Origin of the sequence: Pseudomonas sp. NPDC087614 (assembly GCF_044743485.1) — a bacterium.
Classification (GTDB): Bacteria; Pseudomonadota; Gammaproteobacteria; order Pseudomonadales; family Pseudomonadaceae; genus Aquipseudomonas; species Aquipseudomonas baetica_A.
The window spans coordinates 1-23808 of record NZ_JBIUWN010000031.1 but is presented as its reverse complement, the minus strand read 5'-3'; the positions used below and the strand labels follow the sequence as shown (position 1 = coordinate 23808).

Here is a 23808-nt window from a genome sequence, read left to right as displayed (position 1 = left end):
AGCAAGCTCGCTCCCACATGGGTCGGGGTGCTTGCTCAAGAAACGCGATCCCCTTTGGGCGCGAACTTGCTCGCGAAGGCGGCCTCGCGGTCAGGCAGCAATAGTGCAGCAATAGCCGCAGGATTCGACGGGAAGTAAAAATGCACATACGACGCCGTCATCCGCCCGTCCCGATAAACCGCCTCCGCACCACGCCCGCCATTCGGGCTCAGGCCTCGGGCAATCGGCGTCAATTCAGTCGTCGTCAGGGAATGGTGATAGGTGTGGCCGCGCAACGTGCCTTCCGGCAGATCAACCGCTTGCAGCGCCAATGCCGCCAGGCGTTTCTGCATCACCGCATCGCCTGCGAGCAAGCCGACCAGTTCGGCGCGACTGCCCTCAACATCCGTCAACGAGTCGAGCAGATACAGCATGCCGCCACATTCAGCGAGCAACGGTTTTCCGGCCGCATGATGGGCGCGGATGGCATCGAGCATTGCGCTGTTCTGCGATAACGCAACGTGGTGCAGTTCCGGGTAACCACCGGGCAGATAGAGGCTGTCGGCCTCTGGCAACTGCGTATCGCGGATCGGCGAGAAGAAACTCAACACAGCGCCCATCGCCCGCAACAGGTCGAGGCTGGCGCCATAGGTGAAGGCAAACGCTTCATCGTGGGCGACGGCGATTCGCACACCTTTTAACAAGGGCTCTACATTGATGACTTCAGGCGCGGCAAATTCCACGGCCGGTGGCAGCGCTACCTCGCAACTGCTGGCAAGCGCCTGTGCAGCGGCGTCCAGGCGCACATCGAGGTCATTGAGCTCACCGGCCTGAACCAGACCAAGATGACGGCTCGGCAATTCGATGCCGGTCTCGCGGGACAATGCGCCATACCAGCGCAAGCCTTCGGTCAGGCTGCCTTCGAGCAATTGTGCGTGACGCAACGTACCGACCCGGTTGGCCAGCACGCCAGCGAACGGCAGATCCGGCTGATATTTCGCCAAGCCCAGCGCCAACGCACCAAAGGTCTGCGCCATCGCCGTTCCATCAATCACACCCAGCACCGGCACGCCGAAATGCCGGGCCAGATCAGCGCTCGACGGCGTGCCGTCAAACAACCCCATCACGCCTTCGATCAGAATCAGATCGGCCTCGGCTGCGGCCTCCCACAGCAGACGACGGCTTTCCTGCTCACCGACCATCCACATGTCCAATTGATAGACCGGCGCACCGCTGGCGCGTTCGAGAATCATCGGATCGAGAAAGTCCGGGCCGCACTTGAACACGCGCACCTTGCGCCCTTGATTGCGGTGCAAACGGGCCAGCGCGGCCGTGACGGTGGTCTTGCCCTGACCGGAAGCCGGCGCGGCAATCAGTACCGCCGGGCAATGACGTGACTGATTCAAAGTTCGACGCCTTTCTGCGCTTTGATACCGGCCTGGAAGGCGTGTTTGATCATGCCCATTTCAGTGACGGTGTCGCCCATCTCGACCATTTCCGGCTTGGCGCCGCGCCCTGTGACAATCACATGCTGCATCGGCGCACGCGCCTGCAAGTCGCTGAGCACCTGATCGAGATCGAGGTAGCCGTGCTTGAGGGCGATATTCAGCTCATCCAGCACCACCAGGCCAATCGACGGATCGCGCAAAAGCTCGCGGGACACTTCCCAAGCGGCTTCGGCGGCGGCGATATCGCGCTGACGGTCCTGGGTTTCCCAGGTGAAGCCCTCGCCCATCACATGAAAGCGCACCTGCTCGGGGAAACGCCGAAAAAACAGCTCTTCGCCGGTGCTGTTGCGCCCCTTGATAAATTGCACCACGCCGCAGCGCATGCCGTGCCCCATGGCGCGGGCGAGCATGCCGAACGCCGAACTGCTTTTGCCTTTGCCATTGCCGGTGAGCACCAGCACCAGGCCGCACTCATCAGGCGAATTGGCGATACGTTCATCGATCACGGCTTTTTTGCGCTGCATACGCGCCAGATGGCGTTCGTCACGCTCAGGGGAATCAGTCATGGGGGAGCTCTCCGTTGAGGCTGGATAACGGCGGGCAGGCACAAGAATAGAAGGCAAAAAAGCCTGACATCGCCCACCGTGATGCCGTTGGATGAATCAGGCCGGTCTCCGGGCTCATGAGCGGCGAATCGCCTGGCTGCGCGCCTTCCCGCTTTGAGCAGTGGCATTCGACGCAGTTTTCACTCATTTACCGTTGCGGGGGCAGCGCCGGGATCGTGGTTGCTCTTCGTTTGAAGACGACCCTCACCGGCTTCCCTGTTTCACTCTGTCGACAGGGGTCACAGAGCACCTGAAACAAGCCGCGAAGGTTAGAGGGTTGGGGGTGGAGCGTCAATTAAAGAGGAGGCTGTCGGGCGAATAACTGCCGTCGATCAATGATCTGACGCCAATCTTGTGCCACACTCTCAAGAGTGATATCAAAGAGCCACAATCTCACATCACACAAGAATAAGGTGAGCCACATGCAAGGCATGATCATCAGCAACCCGCGCCTGGAATTTCTGCGCCCGGTACTGGAACGCTGGTTTGACTGTATCGACCGCTACAACGCCGTGCGCGGCGACAGCGACACACCCTACTGGCATGACGAGAAAGCCAATCTCGGATTGCTTTCCGCTGCGGCCTGGATGGCCGAGCTGGTGACGCTAGAGCAGACCGCTACCCGCAAGCAAAACGAGGATGGCGAGCGCAATGCCCGCGCCGACCTGTTCCTGGCCGGCGCCGAAGATCGCGCGTTCATTCAAGCCACCCAGCGCTGGCCACGCGTTAACAACCTCAACCTGACCCAAGCCCTGCTGGAGATCACCAGCGACGCCAAACGCATCAGTTTCGCCAGCGACCTCAAGCTCGGCTGCCTGTTTGTCGCCCCGCAAAAAGCCCAGCACAGCGCCACCCCCGAAGAACTGCAGGACATGGTCGACGACCTGCAAAAAGAACACACCTGCGCCGTGGCCTGGTATTTCCCTTACGCCTATCGCAAATTGCGCAGCGATGCCGGCAACTATCACCCGGGCATTGCCGTGCTCTTCAAGGAGGCCCGCGGCTAAGCGGTTGAACCATCGGGCTTGCGCGTGCCTCTATGATTACGAATGCATTCATAGGGAAGATCAGCAATGCGCAAGACCCAGCTCGCTCTCGTTATCGCGCTCGCCGGGGGGCTCACCGCCTGTGGTGAATCCTCAAGCCTTCAAGTCTCCGACGGCACCGGCCCGTCACCGAAACTACCCGAACCCAACAAAACCCTGATCCCAACCGTGAATATCGCCCCGGCGGTCGGCTGGCCAGATGGCGCAAAACCGACTGCCGCGGCAGGCACGCAAGTGGCGGCATTCGCCGAAGGTCTAGACCATCCGCGCTGGCTTTACGTGCTGCCCAACGGCGACGTGCTGGTGGCGGAAACCAATGCTCCGCCCAAACCTGACGACAGCAGCGGCATTCGTGGCTGGATCATGAAGAAAGTCATGGGCAAGGCTGGCGCCGGCGTACCGAGCGCAAATCGCATCACCCTGCTACGTGATGCCGATCACGATGGCGTGGCTGAGACGCGTACGGTGTTTGTGCAAAATCTCAACTCACCGTTCGGCATGACCCTGGTCGGCAATGACCTGTACATCGCGGACACCGATCGCCTGCTGCGCTTGCACTACGAAACGGGCGCGACAGAAATCAAAACGCAGCCGATCAAGGTCACCGACCTGCCGGGCGGCACGCTGAATCATCACTGGACCAAAAACGTCATTGCCAGCAAGGACGGCAGCAAGCTGTATGTCACTGTCGGTTCGAACAGCAACGTCGGCGAGAACGGACTGGATAAAGAAGAAGGTCGCGCAGCGATCTGGGAAGTGGATCGGGCCACCGGCGATCACCGGATCTTCGCTTCAGGCATCCGCAATCCCAACGGCCTGGCTTGGGAGCCAAGCAGCGGCGCATTGTGGACCGCAGTCAATGAGCGCGACGAGATTGGCAGCGACCTGGTGCCGGACTACATCACCTCGGTCAAGGATGGCGGTTTTTATGGCTGGCCGTTCAGCTATTACGGGCAGCATGTCGATGTGCGCGTCAGCCCGCAGAATCTCGACCTGGTGGCCAAGGCCATCGTCCCGGATTACGCCGTCGGCCCGCACACCGCCTCACTGGGCCTGACTTTCGCCGAAGGCAACACACTGCCCGCGCAATTCAAGGAAGGGGCGTTCATCGGCCAGCACGGCTCTTGGAACCGCAAGCCGCACAGTGGTTACAAAGTGATTTTCGTACCGTTTACCGGCGGCAAGCCGAATGGCAAACCGGTGGATGTGCTGACCGGTTTCCTCGACAAGGACGAAAACGCTCTGGGTCGCCCGGTAGGCGTGGTGATCGACCAGCAAGGTGGCTTGCTGGTGGCCGATGATGTGGGAAACAAAGTTTGGCGGGTGTCTTCCGCTCAATAAATCAGGGGCCGACACATAACAAATGTGGGAGCGGGCTTGCCCGCACCCACGTCTCTTTTCCCAGCGCTACGGGTTATGCGCCAGATGCTCAGGCTGCAACACCCGCTTGGCACTCAGGTACGCCTTCTGCCAATACGCTTTCGACAGGCTATCGAGCTTCACCGTACCGCCGGTAGCCGGCGCATGCACGAAACGCCCTTCCCCGACATAAATCCCCGCATGACTGACCTGCGAGCCGCCATTGGTGGCGAAGAAAATCAGATCGCCCGTCTGCAAGCCTTCTTTACTGACATTCGGCGCCTGCATGACGATCAGTTCGCGGGTAGAGCGCGGCAGAGAAATACCCGCAGCATCACGATAAACAAAACCGATCAAGCCACTGCAATCAAACCCCGAATCCGGGGTATTGCCGCCCCAGCGATAAGGCGTGCCGACCAGGCCAAGCGCGCGGAACAACACGTCGTCGGCAGCAGGTGAATAAGACTGAGAAGGGCCGAACGCTACCGGAGCGCGAACAACCGGCGCAGGTGGTGGCGTGCGACTGGCGCAGGCGCTGAGCAGCGCTGCGAAAAACATCATTGCAAGGCGGGCCGACATGGTCATAAGCAGAACATCCTGATCTGGCTGCGGCTTTCTCTGCCGGATGGACAGAAAACAAAACCGCCTGCGTGAGCACGCAGGCGGTTTGCCATCAATATAGGATCAGATTCTAGCGGCTACACGACAAACTTCAAGTAAGACTTTAACTTCACCTTGTAAAGTTTAGGTCTACTGCGTTGCCGAGGGCCGGATTGTCGCCGCGAATGCAGCGACAAAGGGCGGTATTACTTGCGAGCGGTGACCACGGTCGGCGCCATCGCGAGCGCACGCTTGGCCTCGATGAAGGTCTTGCTCCAGTAGCTGTCACCCAGGTTATCGATACGAACACCACCGCTACGACGACTGCTGGAATGAATGAACTGGTTGTCACCCAGGTAGATCCCGGCGTGACTGACACGACCGCGACGACCACTGGTGGCGAAGAACAGCAGATCACCCGGTTCGAGGTTGCTGCGCGATACCAGCGGTGCGTCAACGTTGATCATTTCGCGGGTGGAGCGAGGCAGATTCATGCCAGCTTCTTCGCGAAACAGATAACCGATGAAACCACTGCAGTCGAAACCAGCCTCCGAGGTACCGCCAAAACGGTAACGGGTACCGATCAGGGACATGCCGCGCTCAAGGATGCTGTCGGCCAGAACTGGCAACTCATAGGGCTTCTTGTTGAAGTCAGAGAGTTCTTTTTCGGTATCCAGCTCTTCCTGGTAAATAACGGAAGACTGGGCAGTAGCAGAATTTTTAACCTGTTGTGACTGCTCTTGAACTGGAGAATGAGCAGCGCAACCGTACAACAGGGTGACGAGTGCGAGAGGCACGAGGGGTGCGAAGCGCTTTAGCATGGGCACGACCGTGGCTGGTAGTTGTAAAGAAGCCGAGACTATGCCCGCTATCGACTTCATTTGCAAATTCAATCGATCTTTTTGTGACTTCCCGGTTTCTCGTTTACATCTAAGCGCTTAAGCCCATTTGAAACGAAACGCGGCCTGCACAGCCTGCAGGAAAGCGGATTTTCTGGCGCCTGAAATATGCCGAGCCCCAATGAAACCCAAAGCTTTACCAGCCCAAGGTTTCCTTGAGGAAAGGAATGGTCAGCTTGCGTTGAGCCTGCAATGAGGCCTGATCGAGTTGCTCGAGCAGATCAAACAGCGCGCTCATGCTGCGAGTGCCGCGAGTCAAAATAAAATGTCCGACCTCATCCGTCAGGTGCAGACCGCGACGCGACGCACGCAATTGCAGCGCACGCAACTTGTCTTCATCGGAGAGAGGACGCATCTGGAAAATCAGCGCCAGGGTCAGGCGTGATTTCAAGTCAGCCAGTTTCACTGGCAGCTCACGCGGAGAGGTTGAAGCGGCAATCAGCAAGCGCCGACCGCTGTCACGCAGACGGTTGAACAGATGAAACATCGCCTCTTCCCAGTCAGCCTTGCCGGCAATGACCTGCAAGTCATCCAGGCAGACCAGTTCGTACTGCTCAAGGTTGTCGAGGATTTCGACGCCACGATCCATCAACTCGGCCAACGGCAGGTACACCGCAGGTTCACCCATCTGCTCGAATCGCAAGCAAGCGGCCTGCAACAGATGCGTACGCCCTACGCCGTGTTTACCCCACAGGTAGATCAGGCTTTCTGTCCAGCCGGCGTCGGCTTCGCATAGGCGCTCGACATAGCCGAGTGCAGCGGCATTGGCGCCTGGGTAGTAGTTGATGAAGGTGGCGTCGTCGCGCAGACGCACACCTAGGGGCAGCTGAATCGGTTTCATGCTGACTGAACAGTTCTCAAGGAACCGTTAGTGGCCTCTGTGTAAAGTTTGCGAAGTTTATACCCGTGAAGCTGAGCGCACAATGCGACAGAGTCCAAGCAAAATCAAAGGTTTGCGTTAACGCATTGGTTTTATGACAGATTCTCTGACGCGGTCAGACCCGTATCACCCGCAAGACACGGGCCAACCCGGCGATCTGCCGGGTCGCCCGTCTCGATCACAGCTCGAGTTCGTCCACGCCACTATAAATGTCGGAATCCTTGTACAGATCGTGCACATGTCGCACCAGCACCATGATCACGGCCGCTACCGGCAACGCCAGCAGTACCCCGGTGAAACCAAACAACTCGCCGCCGGCCAGAATCGCAAAGATCACTGCCACCGGGTGCAATCCGATCCGGTCGCCCACCAGCAGCGGCGTCAGCACCATGCCTTCCAGCGCCTGACCAATCATGAATACCGCGACGATCCCGACCATCGGGTACAGATCCCCTCCGAACTGGAACAACCCGGCAATCAGCGCCGCACCAATGCCAATCACGAAACCCATGTACGGCACGATCGCCGCCAGACCCGCAATCAGACCGATCAACAGCCCCAACTCCAGACCGACGATCATCAGCCCAGCCGCGTAAATCACGCCCAGCGCCAGCATCACCAGCAACTGACCGCGCATGAATGCCCCTAGCACCTCATGGCATTCGCCAGCCAGCGTTACCACGCGCTCCTCACGATCACGCGGCAGCAGGCTGCGAATCTTGGCCATCATCAAGTCCCAGTCTCGCAGCAGATAGAAACCCACCACCGGGATCAGCACCAGATTGGCCAACCACCCAATCAGCGCGAGCCCCGAAGCCGTCGCCTGACTGAGCACCACACCGACAATGTCACTGGTCTGGCCCATGTGCTCGCTGATGGCCGCCTTGACCTTGTCGAATTTCCAGAAGCCATCCGCCAACCCCAGCTTCGACTGCGCCCATGGCACCGCCGTGTGCTGCAACCAGTCCAGCATTTGGGGGGTCAACTCATACAACCGCAGCATCTGTTTGGCCAGCATCGGCACCAACACCAACAACAGCGCCGTCACGATGAGCGAGAACAAGGCAAACACGGTGATTACGCCCCAGGTTCGGGACAGCCCGAGCTTTTCCAGTCGATCTACCAGCGGATCGAACAGATAAGCGAGCAGCAGCGCCACCAGAAACGGCGTGAGGATCGGGTGCAGCAACCACACAAACGCGCAAAGCAGGACCACCCCACCGAGCCAGAACCAACGCCGCGTATCGGCCATTTACCACTCCTGCTTCTTCTATATAAGGAAAGACTTACCAGCGAAACCGCAGAGACGGCGCCGCAGGTGTCGGGGCCGGAGCAGCAACCGGCGCTGCACCCTGGACCGACGCTTGCGGCGCAGCCACAGGCACCGGCGCTTCGGCCGGCAACTCCTGCAACTTCGCCAGCGACAACTGAGCACGCAACTGATCGGCACTGCCATTGACCCGATAGACGATACGATCGCCATCAACACTCTGCAGACGCACCCCATACGGCTCGAGCACCCGCAACAACGTCGCATAGCGCTCCAGATTCATGCCCTGCACCTCCAGCGTCTGCTGACCTGAAGTGCCGGGCTTGACCACATAACGCGGCGCCAGTCGCTCGGCAACCGCCAGCATCACGGCATCGGCCACGGAGGCCTGATCGGCACCCTGCACGCTCCCCACGTCTTTTTGATCGCCCAGCCACAAGTGCCATTTGGCCTGCCACTGCCCGCCCTCTTCACGGGCATGTACTGCCAGCAAGGCGTCAGCATTGTAGCGTTCCGAAGCGTCCTGCAATGGCGCCGGATCAGAGCCCTCCAGTACTGGCGCGCTAGCAACCAATTGTTCGCTGAGGTCCGCCAGCGGCAAACGCAATGGCAAACCGCGATGCTGAGCGGCTGCACGCAGCGGCGCAGCAGCGGCCTGACCATCACCGACCAGACTCGAACCCTCGGTCGAGTCACTCAGCCACCAACCCAGAATCGACGGCCGACTGGCCCCCCACAGGGATAACCCGGCGCGGCGCAAGGCCTGCTCGGTGGTATTGGGGTCGAAATCGACTTTCAGCACCTCAGGTGGACCGGCATCAAAGCCGAACCGGGTGATGATCTGCTGCGGATCTTTCCTGATCGGCGCCAACCCGGGATTTTGCGGGGCTTTAGGATCACCGGTCAGGCGCAACACCAGGGTGTCCAGCGCGGCCTGGGTCGCGCGATCACGCTCTTGCGGCGCTTGGCCGCTGACCGGCTCACGCACTTGATAAAGGCCTTTGAGGTTTTCGGCATGACTCGCCAGGCTGACCACAGACAAACAGGACACAAACAACAATTTACAAAAACGCATGGAAAATTCCCGTCGACAGGAGCGGCTGGAACAGGCCGCGTGAACCGATTGAGCAAGGCTGTGACCACCGGCCGTTGCAAAACATTCACACAGCGGCGGTAAGTTTTTGCACAGTGATAACGATAGACGGTTAATTGCAACACCTTATACAGGCACCCGGACGGCTCAATTGCAAAAAATTTCGGCCGATATGCCCCTGCCCGTCGGTGCGAGGATGGCCGCTGCCCCTCAAGCCTGATAAAATCGCGCGCCTTCGCAGACCGGCAACAGCCGGGCACCTCGAAACTCGCGTGAGGCAATCGCCCCATCGACTTCGGCGTTCCCGCTGAACTCGGTCGTTACCCCTGAATCCCCCCTAAAGGCCTGGATCATGAGCAAGCAACCCTCCCTGAGCTACAAGGACGCCGGTGTAGACATCGACGCCGGTGAAGCATTGGTCGAACGCATCAAGAGCGTCGCCAAGCGCACTGCGCGCCCGGAAGTCATGGGCGGCCTGGGCGGTTTCGGCGCCCTCTGCGAAATCCCGGCCGGCTACAAGCAGCCTGTGCTGGTCTCCGGCACTGACGGCGTCGGCACCAAGTTGCGTCTGGCACTGAACCTGAACAAGCACGACAGCATCGGCATCGACCTCGTTGCCATGTGCGTGAACGATCTGGTGGTGTGCGGCGCCGAGCCACTGTTCTTCCTCGACTACTACGCCACCGGCAAACTCAACGTCGAAACTGCAACCCAGGTCGTTACCGGCATCGGCGCTGGCTGCGAACTGTCCGGTTGCTCGCTGGTGGGCGGCGAAACCGCAGAAATGCCTGGCATGTATGAAGGCGAAGACTACGACCTGGCCGGTTTCTGCGTCGGTGTCGTGGAAAAAGCCGAAATCATCGACGGCTCGAAAGTCGCCACCGGTGACGCCCTGATCGCCCTGCCATCGTCCGGCCCGCACTCCAACGGCTACTCGCTGATCCGCAAGATCATCGAAGTGTCCGGCGCCGACATCGAAAACATCCAGCTCGACGGCAAACCGCTGACCGACCTGCTGATGGCGCCAACCCGCATCTACGTCAAGCCGCTGCTCAAGCTGATCAAAGACACCGGCGCCGTCAAAGCCATGGCCCACATCACCGGCGGCGGCCTGCTCGACAACATCCCGCGCGTTCTGCCAAAAGGCGCCCAGGCCGTTGTTGACGTGGCCAGCTGGACTCGCCCGGCCGTCTTCGACTGGCTGCAAGAAAAAGGCAACGTTGACGAAACCGAGATGCACCGCGTACTGAACTGCGGCGTAGGCATGGTCATCTGCGTGGCTCAGGAGCACGTTGAAGTGGCCCTGAACACCCTGCGTGAAGCGGGTGAGCAGCCTTGGGTCATCGGTCAGATCGCTGCCGCCGCCGAAGGCGCAGCTCAGGTTGATCTGAAGAACCTTAAGGCTCATTAATGTCCGCAACCTGTGATGTCGTGGTGCTGTTGTCCGGCACCGGCAGTAACTTGCAGGCCTTGATCGACAGCTCGCGGACCGGCGACAGCCCGGTTCGCATCGCTGCGGTGATTTCAAACCGCGCCGACGCTTACGGCCTGCAACGCGCCAGTGACGCGGGTATCGCCACCCGCTCGCTGGATCACAAGGCATTCGAAGGTCGCGAGGCCTTCGATGCTGCCCTGATCAAACTGATTGACGAATTCAATCCCAAACTCGTGGTACTGGCCGGTTTCATGCGCATTCTCAGCGCTGATTTCGTTCGCCACTATCAGGGTCGCCTGCTCAATATCCATCCGTCGCTGCTGCCCAAATACAAAGGGTTACACACTCATCAGCGCGCGCTGGAAGCCGGCGACACCGAGCACGGCTGCTCCGTACACTTCGTCACCGAGGAACTCGATGGCGGACCACTGGTCGTACAGGCAGTATTACCGGTAGAGTTGCACGACACGCCGCAGAGTCTGGCGCAACGGGTTCACGTTCAGGAGCACCTGATCTATCCGATGGCGGTACGCTGGTTTGCCGAAGGCAGGCTGACGCTCGGAGAACAAGGTGCTTTACTGGATAGCCAGCTACTCGCGGCCAGCGGCCACTTGATTCGAAACTAGGAGATATTATGCGTCGCGCCCTGCTCTTCGCTTGCGCTCTGCTCGCCCTGCCTTTAGCGCAGGCAGCAGACCTTCAACCGTTCTCCGCCAGCTATACCGCCGACTGGAAACAGTTGCCCATGAGCGGCACCGCCGAACGCAGCCTGACCAAGGATGCCAACGGCGTCTGGACGCTCAGCTTCAAGGCATCGATGATGATTGCCAGCCTGAGTGAAAAAAGCACCCTGACCCTGGACAAGGACACCTTGCTGCCGCAGTCCTACCACTTCGAACGGGGTGGCCTGGGCAAAGCCAAGAAGGCTGACCTGGATTTCGACTGGAACAGCAAAATGGTTACCGGCACTGACCGTGGCGACGCGGTGAAGATCCCGCTCAACCGTGGCATGGTCGACAAATCCACTTATCAGCTGGCGCTGCAACATGACGTAGCTGCCGGCAAAAAGACCATGAGCTACCAAGTGGTCGATGATGGCGAAGTCGACACCTATGACTTCCGCGTGCTGGGCTCGGAAAAGGTCGACACCAAGGCTGGCAAGATCGATTCGATCAAAGTCGAGCGCGTGCGCGACCCGACACAAAGCAAGCGCATCACCGTCCTGTGGTTCGCCAAGGATTGGGACTATCTGCTGGTTCGCCTGCAACAGGTTGAAACCGACGGCAAGGAGTACAACATCATGCTCCAGGACGGCACGGTCAACGGCAAGGTTGTCAAAGGCAACTGATCCAGCGCGATATTGAGGAGCCCCGCAAAGCGGGGCTTTTTCATGCCTGCAATTTGCGCAACAACACACAACCACTGTGAGCGGGTTCACCGTTGCGATCGGCTATCGAGTCATACCGAGAATTTGGCCACCATGGTGTTCAGATCCACCGCCAACCGCGATAACTCCTGACTCGCTGCACTGGTTTGATTAGCCCCCGCCGACGACTGCATCGCCAGATCGCGGATGTTCATCAGATTGCGATCCACCTCCCGCGCTACCGCGGCCTGCTCTTCCGAAGCGCTGGCGATCACCAGATTGCGCTCGTTGATCAGCGTAAACGCCGACGCAATCTCCTCCAACGCCACTCCCGCAGCTTTGGCCAACTCCAGTGTTGAACCCGCTCGCCCATTGCTCTGCTGCATCGAATTGACCGCCGAATCGGTGCCCTGCTGAATACCGCCAATCATCTGCTCGATTTCCTGCGTCGACTGCTGGGTACGATGGGCCAACGCCCGCACTTCATCGGCCACCACTGCAAACCCACGCCCGGCATCGCCGGCCCGCGCCGCCTCTATCGCAGCGTTAAGGGCCAGTAGATTGGTCTGCTCGGCAATTGAACGAATGACATCCAGTACCTTGCTGATGCCATGAACCTTCTGCGCCAAATCCTCTACCTGACTCGCATTATTGGTAACGTCCTGGGCGAGACACTCAATCGACGTCACGGTCTGGCGCACCTGTTCACGACCATGCTGGGCAATACGATCGGATTCGCGCGAGGCTTCGGACGTCGCCACCGCGTTGCTGGCCACCTCCTCCACCGCTGCCGTCATCTGATTGACCGCCGTGGCCGCCTGCTCGATTTCGAGACTCTGCTGATGCAGTCCGCGCGTAGCGTCTTCCGTGACACAACTGAGTTCTTCCGACGCCGAAGCCAACTGGCTGGATGACTGGGAGATATGCCGAATCGTGTCACGCAGATTGTGCTGCATGCTTTGCAGCGCTTGCAGGAGTCGCGCCGGCTCGTCCTTGCCTGCAATGTCGATCTCTCCAGTCAGATCACCTCCGGCCACCACTTGCGCCACGCCCAACGACTGCGCCAACGGCATCACGATGCTGCGGGTCAGTAACAACGCTAGGCCTATGGTGATCAACGCCGTGACGGCGATCATCACACCGACCCACACCCGCGAATTGATGAACACTAACCGTGCAGCTTCGGTAGCAAGATTGGCGTTGTGCTTGTTCAGTTCGACCAGTTCACGCAGGGTGACCGTGATGTCATCGGCCAACGGGCTCATCTGAGTGTTGAGAATCGCCGCCGCTTCCTCTACCCGACTCTGTGCGGACAACTGCATCACCTGCGCCTGAAACTCCAGGTACTTGTGCTCGGCAACTTTGAAACGATCAAACAACTGACGCTCCTGGGGCAGCACGATCAGCACGTCATATCGTTGCTGAGCTTCACTGAGCACGCCGCGCAACTCATTGAGTTTGGCTACATTCTGCTCAAGCGCCTGCCGATCACGGTCGATCAACAGGCGCATGGTCAACGCCCGCAGGCGAAGCATGTCCTGACTCATCTCGCCGACGACCATCACGCTCGGCAACCAGTTTTTATCGACCTCATCAGACTGGGCACGCATGTTGGACATTTGCAGCAAGGCGAACGCCCCCAGGGCAAACACCATGAGGGCCAACAGGCCAAAACCCAATCCGGCGCGCGGGGCAATATTGAGACTACGGATACTCATTGCTCTGGTTCCTTCCAAAAGCGCTGCATCAACCCTGCAGCTGGTTGCTCTAGAAGGTATCGGCCCGGCGGAAATTTGCGTAAGACCAAAACGTGATATCAAAACGCCTTAATACTCCGAACACGCGGCATTATCGATTCAGCGTGGTTTTAGCGGATTTGAGCTCCGTTCGTGGCAAGATCGCCAGGAAGTTGTCCTTTGCGACTTTATGGGCGACGTCTTCCGGTAGCGCATCGAGAAACGGTTTGAAGCTGTGCATTTCCTGACCGAGCCTGTTGAATCGCCCGACCACGTCCGAACCGAGCATGAAGCGCTCCGGATAACGCTCTACCAGTGCCAGCCATACCGGGCGAGGCTTCCCCTGCGCATCCAGCAGATACGGAGTGAGCATGGTCCAGGACAGATCGATGTAGAGATTCGGATAGGCCTCAAGCATCCGCGTCAGGGTCGCAAGCAGGAATTTCAACTGTGTCTGATGCCGATGAATCTCGGCGCTTGTCCCCGCGTGCGCCCAGATAAATCGGGTGTGCGGATGATTACGCAGCGGCTCTTCGATTTCCCTCAGATAAAGCGGATTTTTCTCACGTTTGGAGGTGATGTTGGAGTGCAGCATCACCGGCAGATCGTTTTCCGCCGCCAGATGATAGATCCTGGTCATCGCTTCGTTATTGGCGCGTGGCGTGTCACCAGACGTCAGCGCCGTCAGATCGTCATGGCGGGTGAACACCTCGCCGATGCCCTGCCATAGCCCCGGGTACAGATCGAGCATGCGCTGGATGTGCGCAGCAGAGTTTTTGTCGTTGGGGTTGAAACCTGAAAGGAAGGGATGGAAAAAGGGGCGTTGTTCAGGCGTTAGTTTTTGCACCGCATCTGCAACGATCACGTCGGTGGCGCTGTACCAATACGCATCGGCATCATCGCCGGCGTAATAACGCGGGCGTTTGGGTTCGTCTTCGTGCCACTTTTTGGCCACGGGAATACCGGAAATCATCACATGCTCGACGAAGTTGTCCTTCATGGCTGTCAGCAGTTTCGACATGCCAGCCGTTTCCTGGAAAAAATCCACGTAGTGCAGGTGCGCGTCGCTGTAGGTGTATTCGCGGGCACTGGCCGAACTGGCAAAGGCCAGAAGGCAGGCAAGACTCAAACGATACAGGGACACAATTAATCTCCAACAAGTAGGCATAACCTAGACCCCGCCCTGACGACAAGGGTTCATCCCGCAGGAAAGTGGAACGCGTGCCGGTGGGAATGCTCTATAACTGCAAGGTCTTTTTTGATCGAACGACTTTTCCTACTGCCAGTGAGGTTCCCATGACCGTTACCGTCAATACCGTCTCCGCTGAAGGCTTTCGTCACACCGTAAGGATCGATGACCACGAACTGTTTGCCGACGCACCGAAATCTGCCGGTGGCGAAGGCTCGGCCCCCGAGCCGCATGATTACTTTGACGCGGCTCTGGGCGCCTGCAAGGCAATAACCCTGAAGATGTACGCAAAGAAGAAAGACATCCCGCTGACGGGCGTAGGTGTCGACGTCAAACGCGACAACAGCGAAGAACAAAAAGGCAAATACGTCTTGCACGTCACACTCACCCTCAAAGGTGTATTGACTGACGCCCAGCGTGAAGAACTGCTGCGCGTTGCCGACCGCTGCCCAATCCACAAGCTGATGACCACCACCGACGTGACGATCGAAACCCACGCGCCACAAGGCTTCGACAGCCAATAATCAACACGCGCGCTGCGGCGGGTTATGCTCTGCACATCACCCGCTCAGCCTGGAATGCACCATGGACACGCAACCTCTGATCATCCGCGCGCGCGCCGAAGACGTCGAAGGCCAGCCGATTCTGCGCCCACTGCCGTCAGCCAAATGCCGCAGCGTCGGGCCTTTCGTGTTTTTTGATCACATGCTCGAGACGATTTATCCGACGGGCAAAGGCATGAACATCCGACAGCATCCGCACATCGGCCTGTCGACCCTGACCTATCTGTTTGAAGGGCAAATCCAGCACAAGGACAGCCTCGGCTCCGATCAGGTGGTCAGCGCTGGCGATGTCAGCTGGATGACCGCTGGCAGCGCCATCGCTCACGTCGAGCGCACACCCGAGCCGTTGTGGGAGCAAAGCTTCACCATGCACGGTTTGCAGATCTGGCTGGCCTCGCCCAAGGATCATGAGCAAGGCCCTGGGCATTACAGCCATCACCCGGCGGCGACGCTCCCCGTCAGCGATAACCTCGGCGTGCAGATAAGGATGATTGCCGGGTCAGGCTTTTGTCTTGAATCGCCGGTACCGGTGCTTTCTCCTACGCTGTACGCCGAAGTGAAAATGCAAACGGCAACCACACTGCTGATCCCGACCGAGCATCAAGAACGGGCGGTGTATGTGTTGAGTGGTGATGCGCAATTGAATGGCGAAACGATCGCCCCCCATCTATTGGTCGTGCTCCCGCCCGGGGAAGAGATGAGCTTGTTTGCCGAGAGTGATTGTCATGCTGTGGTGTTCGGCGGTGCCCCGCTGGACGGACCTCGGCGGATCAACTGGAATTTTGTCGCGAGCGATCCGGCAGCCATTGATGAGGCACGGCGCAAATGGGCGGCCGGGGATTGGCCGACAGTGCCCGGGGAAAGTGAGCGGATTGAATTGCCCTGAATCTTGTGTCGCTGATTAACCCTCTTCGCGAGCAAGCCTGTTCCCGCACTGGAACGCGTTCCAATGCGGGAAAAGAGGCCAGAACAGGCGCCGCCTGAATCAGCCCCTGAACACTTCATCCAATAAGTCATGCATCGACTTGAAGGCGCGCGCAGCGGTCTTCGCGTCGTACATCATCTTGCCCGGCACATTGGCGTGCGGATCGGTAAACGAGTGCACTGCACCGCCGTAGCTCAGCAATTGCCAGTCCACGCTCGCCGCGTTCATCTCATCTTCGAAAGCCGGCAATTGCTCTTTCGGCACCAAGGGGTCGGAAGCACCATGCAACACCAGCACCGAGCCCTTGATGTTCTTCGCCTCCGCCGGGTTTGGCGAATCCAGCGCACCGTGGAACGACACCACTGCCTTCACCGGCGCACCGGTACGCGCCAGATCCAGCGCACAACAACCGCCAAAACAGAAGCCGAACACCGCCAGCCTGGAAATATCGACCGCGGCTTCACCCTGCGTGTGCAACTGCTCGAACGCCGCTTGCATGCGCTTGCGCAGCAAGGCCCGATCATTTTTCAGCGGCATCATCGCCGCACCAGCCTGATCGGCGTTCTGCGGACGCACCGCCTGACCGTAAACGTCAGCGATCAACACCACGTAGCCTTTGGCTGCGACCGATTTGGCGACCTCTTCGGCGCCGGCACTGACGCCCATCCAGTTCGGCGCCATCAACAGACCCGGACGCGCGCCCTTATGATCGGCATCGAAGGCTAACCGGCCTTCAAAAGGCTGGCCATCAATCTGATAGACCACGGAACGTACAGTGACTTGGCTCATTTCTGACTCCTGATTTGTTAAACACCAGAATGAAAAAACCCGCCGAAGCGGGTTTTTTTTGCAACGTGATTAAACCGACAGTTCAACCAGCAGCTTGTTCAGACGGGTCACGTACGCGGCCGGGTCTTTCAAGCTTTCGCCAGCCGCCAAAGCGGCCTGATCGAAGAGGATGTGCGACAGGTCGCCAAAACGTCCTTCGTTCTGCTCGCCGTCGAGTTTCTCGATCAGCGGGTGGCTCGGGTTGAATTCGAAGATCGGCTTTGATTCCGGCACTTTCTGCCCGCTGGCTTCGAGGATCTGGCGCATTTGCAGGCCCAGGTCCTGTTCACCGATGGCCAGAATGGCTGGCGAATCGGTCAGACGATGGGACACGCGAACCTCGGCAACGGAATCGCCCAGCGCGGTCTTCAGACGCTCGACCAGACCTTCTTTGGACTTGGCGACTTCTTCTGCGGCCTTCTTGTCCTCTTCCGAGTCCAGGTTGCCCAGATCGAGATCACCGCGTGCCACGTCGACAAACGTCTTGCCGTCGAAATCGCTGAGGTAGCTCATCAGCCACTCGTCGATACGGTCGGTCAGCAGCAGCACTTCGATGCCTTTCTTGCGGAAGACTTCCAGGTGCGGGCTGTTCTTGACCTGCGCGTAGGTTTCGCCGGTGAGGTAATAGATCTTGTCCTGACCTTCCTTGGCGCGCGCCAGGTAGTCAGCCAGACCGACAACTTGCTCGCCGTCTTCGTCATGGGTCGATGCGAAACGCAGCAGCCCGGCGATTTTTTCCTTGTTGGCGAAATCCTCGGCCGGGCCTTCTTTCATGACCTGACCGAAGTTTTTCCAGAAGCCTTTGTATTGCTCAGGCTCGTTCTTCGCCAGTTTTTCCAGCATGTCGAGTACGCGCTTGGTCAGCGCCGACTTCATCGAGTCGATGATCGGGTCTTTCTGCAGGATTTCCCGCGACACGTTCAGCGACAGATCGTTGGAGTCGACCACACCCTTGATGAAGCGCAGGTACAACGGCAGGAACGACTCGGCCTGATCCATCACGAACACACGCTGCACGTACAGCTTCAGGCCTTTCGGCGCCTCACGCTGGTACAGGTCGAACGGTGCGCGGGCCGGTACGTACAGCAGCGAGCTGTATTCGAGCTTGCCTTCGACTTTGTTGTGGCTCCAGGCCAACGGGTTTTCAAAGTCATGGGCGATGTGCTTGTAGAACTCCTGGTATTCCTCATCCTTCACTTCGGTGCGAGGACGGGTCCACAGGGCACTGGCGCGGTTGACGGTTTCCCACTCAACGGCTGGCGGCTCTTCGCCTTCGGCTGCGGTGACTTCTTTCGGCAGTTCGATCGGCAGGGCAATGTGATCGGAGTACTTCTTGATGATGTTGCGCAGACGCCAACCATCGGCGAACTCGTCTTCCGCCGCTTTCAGGTGCAGGACAATGCGAGTGCCGCGCTCAGGTTTTTCGATCGTGGCAACTTCGAACTCACCCTCGCCTTTCGACGACCAGTGCACGCCTTCGCTGGCAGGTGTGCCGGCGCGACGGCTGTACACGTCAACCTGGTCTGCAACGATGAAGGCCGAGTAGAAACCGACGCCGAACTGACCGATCAGGTGAGAATCCTTCTTCTGATCGCCCGAGAGGTTTTTCATGAAATCGGCAGTGCCCGACTTGGCGATGGTGCCCAGGTGGGTGATCACATCGTCACGGTTCATGCCGATACCGTTGTCTTCGAGGGTGACGGTTTTGGCGTCTTTGTCGAAGCTCACACGGATTTTCAGGTCTGCGCCACCTTCGAGCAACTCAGGCTTGGCCAAGGCTTCGAAGCGTAGCTTGTCTACAGCGTCAGAGGCGTTCGAGATCAATTCGCGAAGGAAGATTTCCTTGTTGGAATACAGCGAATGGATCATGAGGTGCAGCAGTTGCTTCACCTCGGTCTGGAAGCCCAGGGTTTCCTTTTGAGTTTCCACACTCATGGTCATCAAACTCCAATCAGATGGCATTGGCCGCGACCCGAATGGTCTGCGGCGGGTTGTCATCAGAGTTTGGGGCAGTGTTCAGGATTTCAAGGGGTCATCGATTTTGAAGTGCGCACGGGCAGTGGCAATCGGTTCGTTTTCGGTGCTTTGCCATGCTGTGACCGCGACATTAGCGACTCGCCGCCCCTGCCGGCAGACCTCGCACTTGGCCCAAGTGTCGCGAAATTGCCCGGCTCGCAGGTAATCGAGGGAAAAGTCGATGATCTTCGGCACGCCCGGCGCACCGGTAAAAATCAATAAATGCAGGGCAGCGGCCAGCTCCATGAACCCGGCAATAACGCCGCCGTGGATCGCCGGCAATAAAGGGTTACCAATGTTGTCCTTGTTCGCCGGGAGCTTGAAAAGCAACTCATCACCAACCCGTGAGCATTCGATGCCGATCAGCCCGGCGTAGGGGATCAACTTCAGCAGCGGCGCGTAGTCACCCTGTTCGTGGGCCTGTTGCAGTTGATCCTTCAATTCATCACTCATTGACCTTCCCCCTTGATCGCACCGCCGAAACCTTTGGTGCCCCTGAGCCCCTTACCCATACGCATGAACGTGCCAACGACATGGGCGATCGGCTGTTCGGGATCATCCTGATAAGCAAAGCCGCGAGCGAAGATCACATCGGTCGTTACCCGGTAGCACTGAGCGAAGCCATAAACATCTTTGCCGGGTTCAGCGGCGTGCATGTAGTCGATGCGCAGATCAAGAGTCGGGCAAACCTCGAACTCCGGTAGTACACACAAAGTGGACATCCCGCAGGCCGTGTCCATCAACGAGGTGATTGCGCCGCCATGAATCACCCCGGTTTGCGGATTGCCCACGATTTTCGGGCTGTACGGCAGGATAACCGTGAGCCCTTCGGTGGAGGCGCTGTGCACCTGCAAACCAAGAACCTGACAGTGACGCAACGCCGACAGAAATCGTGTCGCACGCTCAAAAACGGGGTGGTCAGCCATTTGATAATTACTCTCGTTAAATCCATTTGCCAGTAGTAGGAAACACAGCAAAAGTTCCGCAGCAAAACAAACTTATATATCTGAAACAAATGAGGAACTTAACCCTCAGGCGTGAGCTCTTAAGGCCAGTAGTTATTTTCCATAAGGAGAAACACCCCATGCGTAAGACTTTAGCTATTGCCTTGATGTTGACCGCGTCCCTCGGTCTCGCTGCCTGCGATAAAAAATCCGAGGACAAAGCTCAAGATGCCAAAGAACATGCTGAACAAGCTCAACAAGACATGAGCAAAGCTCAGGATAAAGTGAACGACGCAGCAAAAGAAAACGCCGAAGCCGCCAAAGATCAGGCGGAATCGAACGAAGCTGCGAAAGACGAAGCTGCCAAGACGCAATAAATCGCCTCTTGATGCAGAAAAAGAAAACCCGCCAAGTGCGGGTTTTCTTTTGCCTGTTACTTTTCGGTAATGCGCTGTTAAAGCAACACCGTTCTAAAAGTCGGACTAATCATCAATAACAACGAACACAATAAACCGATTCCCCAGACCAGACTGCGCAGTCGCGGCAGGTCAGCCAGGTAAAACCACAGGTAGATGATCCGGGCTATTACAAAAATGATTGCCAATGTATCGATCAACCACCCCGCCGTTTGCGTGGTATGCGCCATCAGCACGCCTACCGAAAACAACATGAACGCTTCAATACTGTTCTGGTGAGCCGCCAGCGCCCTGGCGCCGTAACCGGTGAGCTGCGCCTGCTGTTGGCGCGGCAGGTGACTGTTGTAACCACCCTGCTCTTTCATGGCCTTGGCCACCGGCATACGCGCGATGTAAATCAACAGCGCACTGATAAACACACACCAGAATGGAATACTCATCAAGCAGCTTCCTTGTTCGCCTCGGGGATGGGCGCCTCTGTAGGGGTATACACCATTACATCGAGGACGTCGGAATGAAATTCGCGGCGGTATAACACCACCACGACCCCGGCGCTCATCATCATGAACAGCCAGGGGCTGACGAACCACGCCAGCATGCTCATGCCGAAGTAATAGGAGCGCAGGCCAAAGTTGAACTGGTTGGCCGCCATCGAAATCACCCGCGCCGCCCGCAAAGCGAAGGCCTTGCGCTCCTGCTCCGAGACTTGTCGCTCACCGATCATGGGCGCCGAGCCCACCAGAATCGCTGCAAAGTTGTACTGACGCATGCACCAACTGAACGTGAAGAACGCATAGACGAACACCAGGGCCAGACACAGCAACTTGATCTCTGACATGCCTTGCGACGCCTGCTGCACCATCGGAATATCCGCCAGCAACGACACCGCCCGCTCGGAAGCACCAAGCACGGTGAGAATACCGGCGAGAATAATCAGGGTACTGGAGGCGAAGAACGAGGCGTTGCGCTCCAGATTGCCGATCACGCTAGCGTCCGCGATGCGGTTGTCGCGCAGCAACATGCGGCGCATCCAGTCTTCACGATACAGGTGCAGCACGCTGGCCAGGCAAGCGGTGTCGCGAGCCTTCCAACTGGCGTATCGGGTGTAACCGCCCCAGCAGATGACAAACCAGAGTGCGGCGAGCAAATGGATCAGGTTAGCTTGGATGAACGACATGCAATTCCTTGTCAAATATGAGCACTTTATCGGGGGGAGCGGGTTTGCTCGCTCCCACCAGAATCGATGTAATCGTTCGACGTTAGCTCAGGAAAAAAGACACTGCCTGATGTTCATAAAAAATGCCCCGTATCGATTGATACGGGGCATTTCTGTTTAATCGCCCAAGACCCGCTTGTGGCGGGTCAGGAAACGTCAGGCAATGGCTTCACTACGCTTGCCCAGCACGCGATCGCAGATCACTGCAACCACCAGGGTCATCACACACGGCACCAGCCACGCCAGGCCCTGTTCACTCAGTGGCAGATGCGACAGTTGCGATGGCAGCCAGTCGGCCAGACCGGCGCCTTTCAGAGCGTCGATGCTGCCAAACACGAAGGACACCAGCATCACTGGGCCGATGATACGGCCGTGCTCATGCCAGAAATCTTTGCAGAAGCTCAGCGCTACCAAAACGATGCATGGCGGGTAGATCGCGGTCAGCACCGGAATGGAGAAGGCGATCAATTTGGTCAGGCCCAGGTTGGACACCAGCAGCGAGAACGCCGCCAGAATGATCACCAGCGTCTTGTAGGACAGTGGCAGCACTCGGCTGAAGTATTCGGCACACGCGCAGGTCAGGCCCACGGCCGTCACCAGACACGCCAACGAGATCAGCACCGCAAGGAAACCGCTGCCCAGGGAGCCAAAGGTGTGTTGCACATAAGCGTGCAGTACCGCAGCGCCATTGGTGGCACCAACGGCTACTTCGTGGCTGCCGGAACCAAGACGGAACAGGCTGATATACACCAGCGCCAGACCGACACCGGCAATGAGTCCGGCGATGATCGCATAACGGGTGATCAGCGCAGGCGACTCGACACCACGGGAGCGGATCGCGTTAACGATGACGATGCCGAACACCAGCGCACCGAGGGTATCCATGGTCAGGTAACCATTGATGAAACCCTGGGAGAACGGTGCAGCCACATATTCCGGAGTACCGCTACCGATATCTCCCGCGGGCAAGGCGAATGCAGCGATGCCCAGTACCGCCAGTGCAATGATCTTCAACGGCGCGAGGAAGCGACCTACGGTGTCGAGCAGACGGCCCGGATACAGCGAGATGAAGAACACCAGCAGGAAGTACACGGAACTGTAGAGGAACAGCGCCAGCGGGCTCTCGCCAGTCAGTGGCGCCAGACCCACCTCGAACGACACGGTCGCGGTCCGCGGTGTGGCGAACAATGGACCGACCGCCAGGTAGCAAGCGGCCGCCAGCACACCGCCGGCAATCTTGCCGATCGGGCTGCTCAACGTGTCCATTGCGCCGCCGACCTTGGCCAGCGCAATGACGGTGACCACCGGCAAACCGACCGCCGTGATCAGGAAGCCCAGTGCCGCCATCCAGACGTGAGGTCCGGCCTGCAAGCCGACGATCGGCGGAAAAATGATATTGCCAGCCCCAACGAACAGGGCAAATGTCATAAAACCAAGTGCCAGGATGTCCTGACCTTTCAAAACTTTCATTAAGGAAATACCACACTACTGAATCGGAATTTAGAGGGGGATTGCCCTGTGGGATTAGGGAAATGCTGTCGATCCGTATGGGACTGACCCGTATAGCGCGTTGCATGCCTTGTGGGCGGCAGACGCAAAAATGGCGGCTAGCCTAACGAATTTGGCTTACAAACGCACTGTTTGAGGGCGAACTATCCGATACGCGACGTTTCCGCGTCGCGTTTTTGCATGTAATTGGGTGGATGCCTATAAATAGCCACCATCGACTCAAATGCCAGAAACGACAAAGGCCACCCGGAGGTGGCCTTTGTTTGGTGAAGCGTCAGCTAAGCGCGAGGCTTACTTGACAGCCCAACCAGTCAGCTCGGCCAGGGCCTTGCCGATGTCTGCCAGCGAACGCACGGTTTTAACGCCTGCGTCTTGCAGAGCAGCGAATTTCTCTTCTGCAGTGCCTTTGCCGCCAGAGATGATTGCGCCAGCATGGCCCATGCGCTTGCCCGGAGGAGCAGTCACTCCAGCGTTGTAGGATACAAC

24 protein-coding genes, 1 pseudogene and 1 riboswitch are annotated in these 23808 nt (G+C 58.3%); of the genes and pseudogenes, 8 read left to right on the top strand and 17 right to left on the bottom strand.

The annotated features are described in order from the left end of the window. Window positions 1-35 precede the first annotated feature (35 nt). Together ACIOWA_RS13775 and cobO are read right to left on the bottom strand one after the other, a co-directional pair. Window positions 36-1385 carry a cobyrinate a,c-diamide synthase gene (locus ACIOWA_RS13775; protein WP_401160278.1) on the bottom strand — a complete coding sequence of 450 codons (1350 nt, stop codon included), beginning with the start codon at window positions 1383-1385 and terminating at the stop codon, window positions 36-38. After that, a complete protein-coding gene (gene cobO, locus ACIOWA_RS13770; protein ID WP_339433700.1) occupies window positions 1382-1993 on the bottom strand; it encodes a cob(I)yrinic acid a,c-diamide adenosyltransferase in 612 nt (203 codons plus the stop codon). Before cobO ends, ACIOWA_RS13775 begins: the two co-directional genes overlap by 4 nt. A gap of 81 nt (window positions 1994-2074) precedes the next feature. After that, a riboswitch (cobalamin riboswitch) is annotated at window positions 2075-2301 on the bottom strand. A gap of 153 nt (window positions 2302-2454) precedes the next feature. On the opposite strand from cobO, the gene ACIOWA_RS13765 reads away from it, so the two are divergent. Then, window positions 2455-3039, top strand: a complete 585-nt coding sequence (locus ACIOWA_RS13765; protein WP_339466660.1) for a hypothetical protein — start codon at window positions 2455-2457, stop codon at window positions 3037-3039. A gap of 66 nt (window positions 3040-3105) precedes the next feature. Beyond that, a complete protein-coding gene (locus tag ACIOWA_RS13760) occupies window positions 3106-4419 on the top strand; it encodes a PQQ-dependent sugar dehydrogenase (RefSeq protein WP_401160275.1) in 1314 nt (437 codons plus the stop codon). A gap of 66 nt (window positions 4420-4485) precedes the next feature. On the opposite strand, the gene ACIOWA_RS13755 is transcribed toward ACIOWA_RS13760, so the two are convergent. The 5 genes from ACIOWA_RS13755 to ACIOWA_RS13735 all read right to left on the bottom strand — a co-directional run bounded on the left by ACIOWA_RS13755 (window position 4486) and on the right by ACIOWA_RS13735 (window position 9161). Beyond that, complete coding sequence (locus tag ACIOWA_RS13755) at window positions 4486-5022, bottom strand: C40 family peptidase (RefSeq protein ID WP_339433703.1); 537 nt, start codon at window positions 5020-5022, stop codon at window positions 4486-4488. 221 nt (window positions 5023-5243) lie between these two features. Next, the gene (locus tag ACIOWA_RS13750) at window positions 5244-5858 is read right to left on the bottom strand and encodes an NlpC/P60 family protein (RefSeq protein WP_339433704.1); all 615 of its coding nucleotides are present in this window, start codon (window positions 5856-5858) and stop codon (window positions 5244-5246) included. Between the two features lie 214 nt (window positions 5859-6072). Continuing rightward, window positions 6073-6777, bottom strand: coding sequence for a DnaA regulatory inactivator Hda (gene hda, locus ACIOWA_RS13745; protein ID WP_007919828.1), 705 nt, complete (start codon window positions 6775-6777; stop codon window positions 6073-6075). Window positions 6778-6994: 217 nt separating this feature from the next. Continuing rightward, window positions 6995-8068, bottom strand: a complete 1074-nt coding sequence (locus ACIOWA_RS13740) for an AI-2E family transporter (RefSeq protein WP_339433705.1) — start codon at window positions 8066-8068, stop codon at window positions 6995-6997. A gap of 34 nt (window positions 8069-8102) precedes the next feature. Next, window positions 8103-9161, bottom strand: a complete 1059-nt coding sequence (locus ACIOWA_RS13735) for a DUF2066 domain-containing protein (protein ID WP_401160272.1) — start codon at window positions 9159-9161, stop codon at window positions 8103-8105. A gap of 370 nt (window positions 9162-9531) precedes the next feature. Between ACIOWA_RS13735 and purM the strand changes: the two genes are divergently transcribed. The 3 genes from purM to ACIOWA_RS13720 are packed head-to-tail and all read left to right on the top strand — an operon-like array spanning window position 9532 to window position 11962. Beyond that, complete coding sequence (purM, locus tag ACIOWA_RS13730) at window positions 9532-10590, top strand: phosphoribosylformylglycinamidine cyclo-ligase (protein ID WP_221732188.1); 1059 nt, start codon at window positions 9532-9534, stop codon at window positions 10588-10590. Then, window positions 10590-11240 carry a phosphoribosylglycinamide formyltransferase gene (gene purN, locus ACIOWA_RS13725; RefSeq protein ID WP_339433708.1) on the top strand — a complete coding sequence of 217 codons (651 nt, stop codon included), beginning with the start codon at window positions 10590-10592 and terminating at the stop codon, window positions 11238-11240. The genes purM and purN overlap by 1 nt, the downstream gene beginning before the upstream one ends. 8 nt (window positions 11241-11248) lie before the next feature. Continuing rightward, window positions 11249-11962 (top strand): DUF3108 domain-containing protein, encoded by a 714-nt coding sequence (locus ACIOWA_RS13720; RefSeq protein ID WP_401160270.1) that lies wholly within the window; start codon window positions 11249-11251, stop codon window positions 11960-11962. 110 nt (window positions 11963-12072) lie between these two features. On the opposite strand, the gene ACIOWA_RS13715 is transcribed toward ACIOWA_RS13720, so the two are convergent. After that, window positions 12073-13698 (bottom strand): methyl-accepting chemotaxis protein, encoded by a 1626-nt coding sequence (locus tag ACIOWA_RS13715; RefSeq protein ID WP_401160268.1) that lies wholly within the window; start codon window positions 13696-13698, stop codon window positions 12073-12075. Between the two features lie 130 nt (window positions 13699-13828). Then, the gene (locus ACIOWA_RS13710; RefSeq protein WP_401160266.1) at window positions 13829-14884 is read right to left on the bottom strand and encodes an amidohydrolase family protein; all 1056 of its coding nucleotides are present in this window, start codon (window positions 14882-14884) and stop codon (window positions 13829-13831) included. 128 nt (window positions 14885-15012) lie between these two features. Here ACIOWA_RS13710 and ACIOWA_RS13705 point away from each other — a divergent pair, with 128 nt between their 5' ends. Both ACIOWA_RS13705 and ACIOWA_RS13700 read left to right on the top strand, forming a co-directional pair. After that, window positions 15013-15429, top strand: coding sequence for an OsmC family protein (locus ACIOWA_RS13705; RefSeq protein WP_339433712.1), 417 nt, complete (start codon window positions 15013-15015; stop codon window positions 15427-15429). Between the two features lie 61 nt (window positions 15430-15490). Beyond that, on the top strand, window positions 15491-16354 hold the full coding sequence (locus tag ACIOWA_RS13700; RefSeq protein ID WP_401160264.1) for a pirin family protein: 864 nt from the start codon (window positions 15491-15493) through the stop codon (window positions 16352-16354). Window positions 16355-16453: 99 nt separating this feature from the next. Here ACIOWA_RS13700 and ACIOWA_RS13695 read toward each other — a convergent pair whose 3' ends face one another. The 4 genes from ACIOWA_RS13695 to ACIOWA_RS13680 form a co-directional block, all read right to left on the bottom strand. Continuing rightward, window positions 16454-17182 (bottom strand): dienelactone hydrolase family protein, encoded by a 729-nt coding sequence (locus ACIOWA_RS13695; RefSeq protein ID WP_401160262.1) that lies wholly within the window; start codon window positions 17180-17182, stop codon window positions 16454-16456. A 69-nt stretch (window positions 17183-17251) separates the two neighbouring features. After that, window positions 17252-19156, bottom strand: a complete 1905-nt coding sequence (gene htpG, locus ACIOWA_RS13690; protein WP_339433715.1) for a molecular chaperone HtpG — start codon at window positions 19154-19156, stop codon at window positions 17252-17254. Between the two features lie 81 nt (window positions 19157-19237). Continuing rightward, window positions 19238-19690: a PaaI family thioesterase gene (locus tag ACIOWA_RS13685; RefSeq protein WP_221732179.1), complete on the bottom strand. Its 453-nt coding sequence runs from the start codon at window positions 19688-19690 to the stop codon at window positions 19238-19240. Further along, window positions 19687-20163, bottom strand: a complete 477-nt coding sequence (locus ACIOWA_RS13680; protein ID WP_339538434.1) for a PaaI family thioesterase — start codon at window positions 20161-20163, stop codon at window positions 19687-19689. The genes ACIOWA_RS13685 and ACIOWA_RS13680 overlap by 4 nt, the downstream gene beginning before the upstream one ends. Before the next feature lie 158 nt (window positions 20164-20321). Between ACIOWA_RS13680 and ACIOWA_RS13675 the strand changes: the two genes are divergently transcribed. Then, on the top strand, window positions 20322-20558 hold the full coding sequence (locus ACIOWA_RS13675; RefSeq protein WP_339433718.1) for a hypothetical protein: 237 nt from the start codon (window positions 20322-20324) through the stop codon (window positions 20556-20558). A gap of 77 nt (window positions 20559-20635) precedes the next feature. On the opposite strand, the gene ACIOWA_RS13670 is transcribed toward ACIOWA_RS13675, so the two are convergent. The 4 genes and pseudogenes from ACIOWA_RS13670 to ACIOWA_RS13655 all read right to left on the bottom strand — a co-directional run. After that, entirely contained in the window at window positions 20636-21037 is a 402-nt protein-coding gene (locus ACIOWA_RS13670; RefSeq protein WP_401160259.1) for an MAPEG family protein, read from the bottom strand. After that, entirely contained in the window at window positions 21037-21774 is a 738-nt protein-coding gene (locus ACIOWA_RS13665) for a DUF599 domain-containing protein (protein ID WP_221732175.1), read from the bottom strand. Before ACIOWA_RS13665 ends, ACIOWA_RS13670 begins: the two co-directional genes overlap by 1 nt. Before the next feature lie 195 nt (window positions 21775-21969). Then, entirely contained in the window at window positions 21970-23283 is a 1314-nt protein-coding gene (gene brnQ, locus ACIOWA_RS13660) for a branched-chain amino acid transport system II carrier protein (protein WP_401160257.1), read from the bottom strand. Between the two features lie 330 nt (window positions 23284-23613). Continuing rightward, window positions 23614-23808: pseudogene (locus ACIOWA_RS13655) on the bottom strand (succinate--CoA ligase subunit alpha); the annotation flags it as partial.

Bases quoted from the DNA above. Each gene is read 5' to 3' on its own strand.
- cobO (WP_339433700.1), bottom strand. From the start codon at position 1,993: ATGACTGATTCCCCTGAGCGTGACGAACGCCATCTGGCGCGTATGCAG.
- ACIOWA_RS13765 (WP_339466660.1), top strand. From the start codon at position 2,455: ATGCAAGGCATGATCATCAGCAACCCGCGCCTGGAATTTCTGCGCCCG.
- ACIOWA_RS13760 (WP_401160275.1), top strand. From the start codon at position 3,106: ATGCGCAAGACCCAGCTCGCTCTCGTTATCGCGCTCGCCGGGGGGCTC.
- ACIOWA_RS13755 (WP_339433703.1), bottom strand. From the start codon at position 5,022: ATGACCATGTCGGCCCGCCTTGCAATGATGTTTTTCGCAGCGCTGCTC.
- ACIOWA_RS13750 (WP_339433704.1), bottom strand. From the start codon at position 5,858: ATGCTAAAGCGCTTCGCACCCCTCGTGCCTCTCGCACTCGTCACCCTG.
- hda (WP_007919828.1), bottom strand. From the start codon at position 6,777: ATGAAACCGATTCAGCTGCCCCTAGGTGTGCGTCTGCGCGACGACGCC.
- ACIOWA_RS13740 (WP_339433705.1), bottom strand. From the start codon at position 8,068: ATGGCCGATACGCGGCGTTGGTTCTGGCTCGGTGGGGTGGTCCTGCTT.
- ACIOWA_RS13735 (WP_401160272.1), bottom strand. From the start codon at position 9,161: ATGCGTTTTTGTAAATTGTTGTTTGTGTCCTGTTTGTCTGTGGTCAGC.
- purM (WP_221732188.1), top strand. From the start codon at position 9,532: ATGAGCAAGCAACCCTCCCTGAGCTACAAGGACGCCGGTGTAGACATC.
- purN (WP_339433708.1), top strand. From the start codon at position 10,590: ATGTCCGCAACCTGTGATGTCGTGGTGCTGTTGTCCGGCACCGGCAGT.
- ACIOWA_RS13720 (WP_401160270.1), top strand. From the start codon at position 11,249: ATGCGTCGCGCCCTGCTCTTCGCTTGCGCTCTGCTCGCCCTGCCTTTA.
- ACIOWA_RS13715 (WP_401160268.1), bottom strand. From the start codon at position 13,698: ATGAGTATCCGTAGTCTCAATATTGCCCCGCGCGCCGGATTGGGTTTT.
- ACIOWA_RS13710 (WP_401160266.1), bottom strand. From the start codon at position 14,884: ATGCCTACTTGTTGGAGATTAATTGTGTCCCTGTATCGTTTGAGTCTT.
- ACIOWA_RS13705 (WP_339433712.1), top strand. From the start codon at position 15,013: ATGACCGTTACCGTCAATACCGTCTCCGCTGAAGGCTTTCGTCACACC.
- ACIOWA_RS13700 (WP_401160264.1), top strand. From the start codon at position 15,491: ATGGACACGCAACCTCTGATCATCCGCGCGCGCGCCGAAGACGTCGAA.
- ACIOWA_RS13695 (WP_401160262.1), bottom strand. From the start codon at position 17,182: ATGAGCCAAGTCACTGTACGTTCCGTGGTCTATCAGATTGATGGCCAG.
- htpG (WP_339433715.1), bottom strand. From the start codon at position 19,156: ATGAGTGTGGAAACTCAAAAGGAAACCCTGGGCTTCCAGACCGAGGTG.
- ACIOWA_RS13685 (WP_221732179.1), bottom strand. From the start codon at position 19,690: ATGAGTGATGAATTGAAGGATCAACTGCAACAGGCCCACGAACAGGGT.
- ACIOWA_RS13680 (WP_339538434.1), bottom strand. From the start codon at position 20,163: ATGGCTGACCACCCCGTTTTTGAGCGTGCGACACGATTTCTGTCGGCG.
- ACIOWA_RS13675 (WP_339433718.1), top strand. From the start codon at position 20,322: ATGCGTAAGACTTTAGCTATTGCCTTGATGTTGACCGCGTCCCTCGGT.
- ACIOWA_RS13670 (WP_401160259.1), bottom strand. From the start codon at position 21,037: ATGAGTATTCCATTCTGGTGTGTGTTTATCAGTGCGCTGTTGATTTAC.
- ACIOWA_RS13665 (WP_221732175.1), bottom strand. From the start codon at position 21,774: ATGTCGTTCATCCAAGCTAACCTGATCCATTTGCTCGCCGCACTCTGG.
- brnQ (WP_401160257.1), bottom strand. From the start codon at position 23,283: ATGAAAGTTTTGAAAGGTCAGGACATCCTGGCACTTGGTTTTATGACA.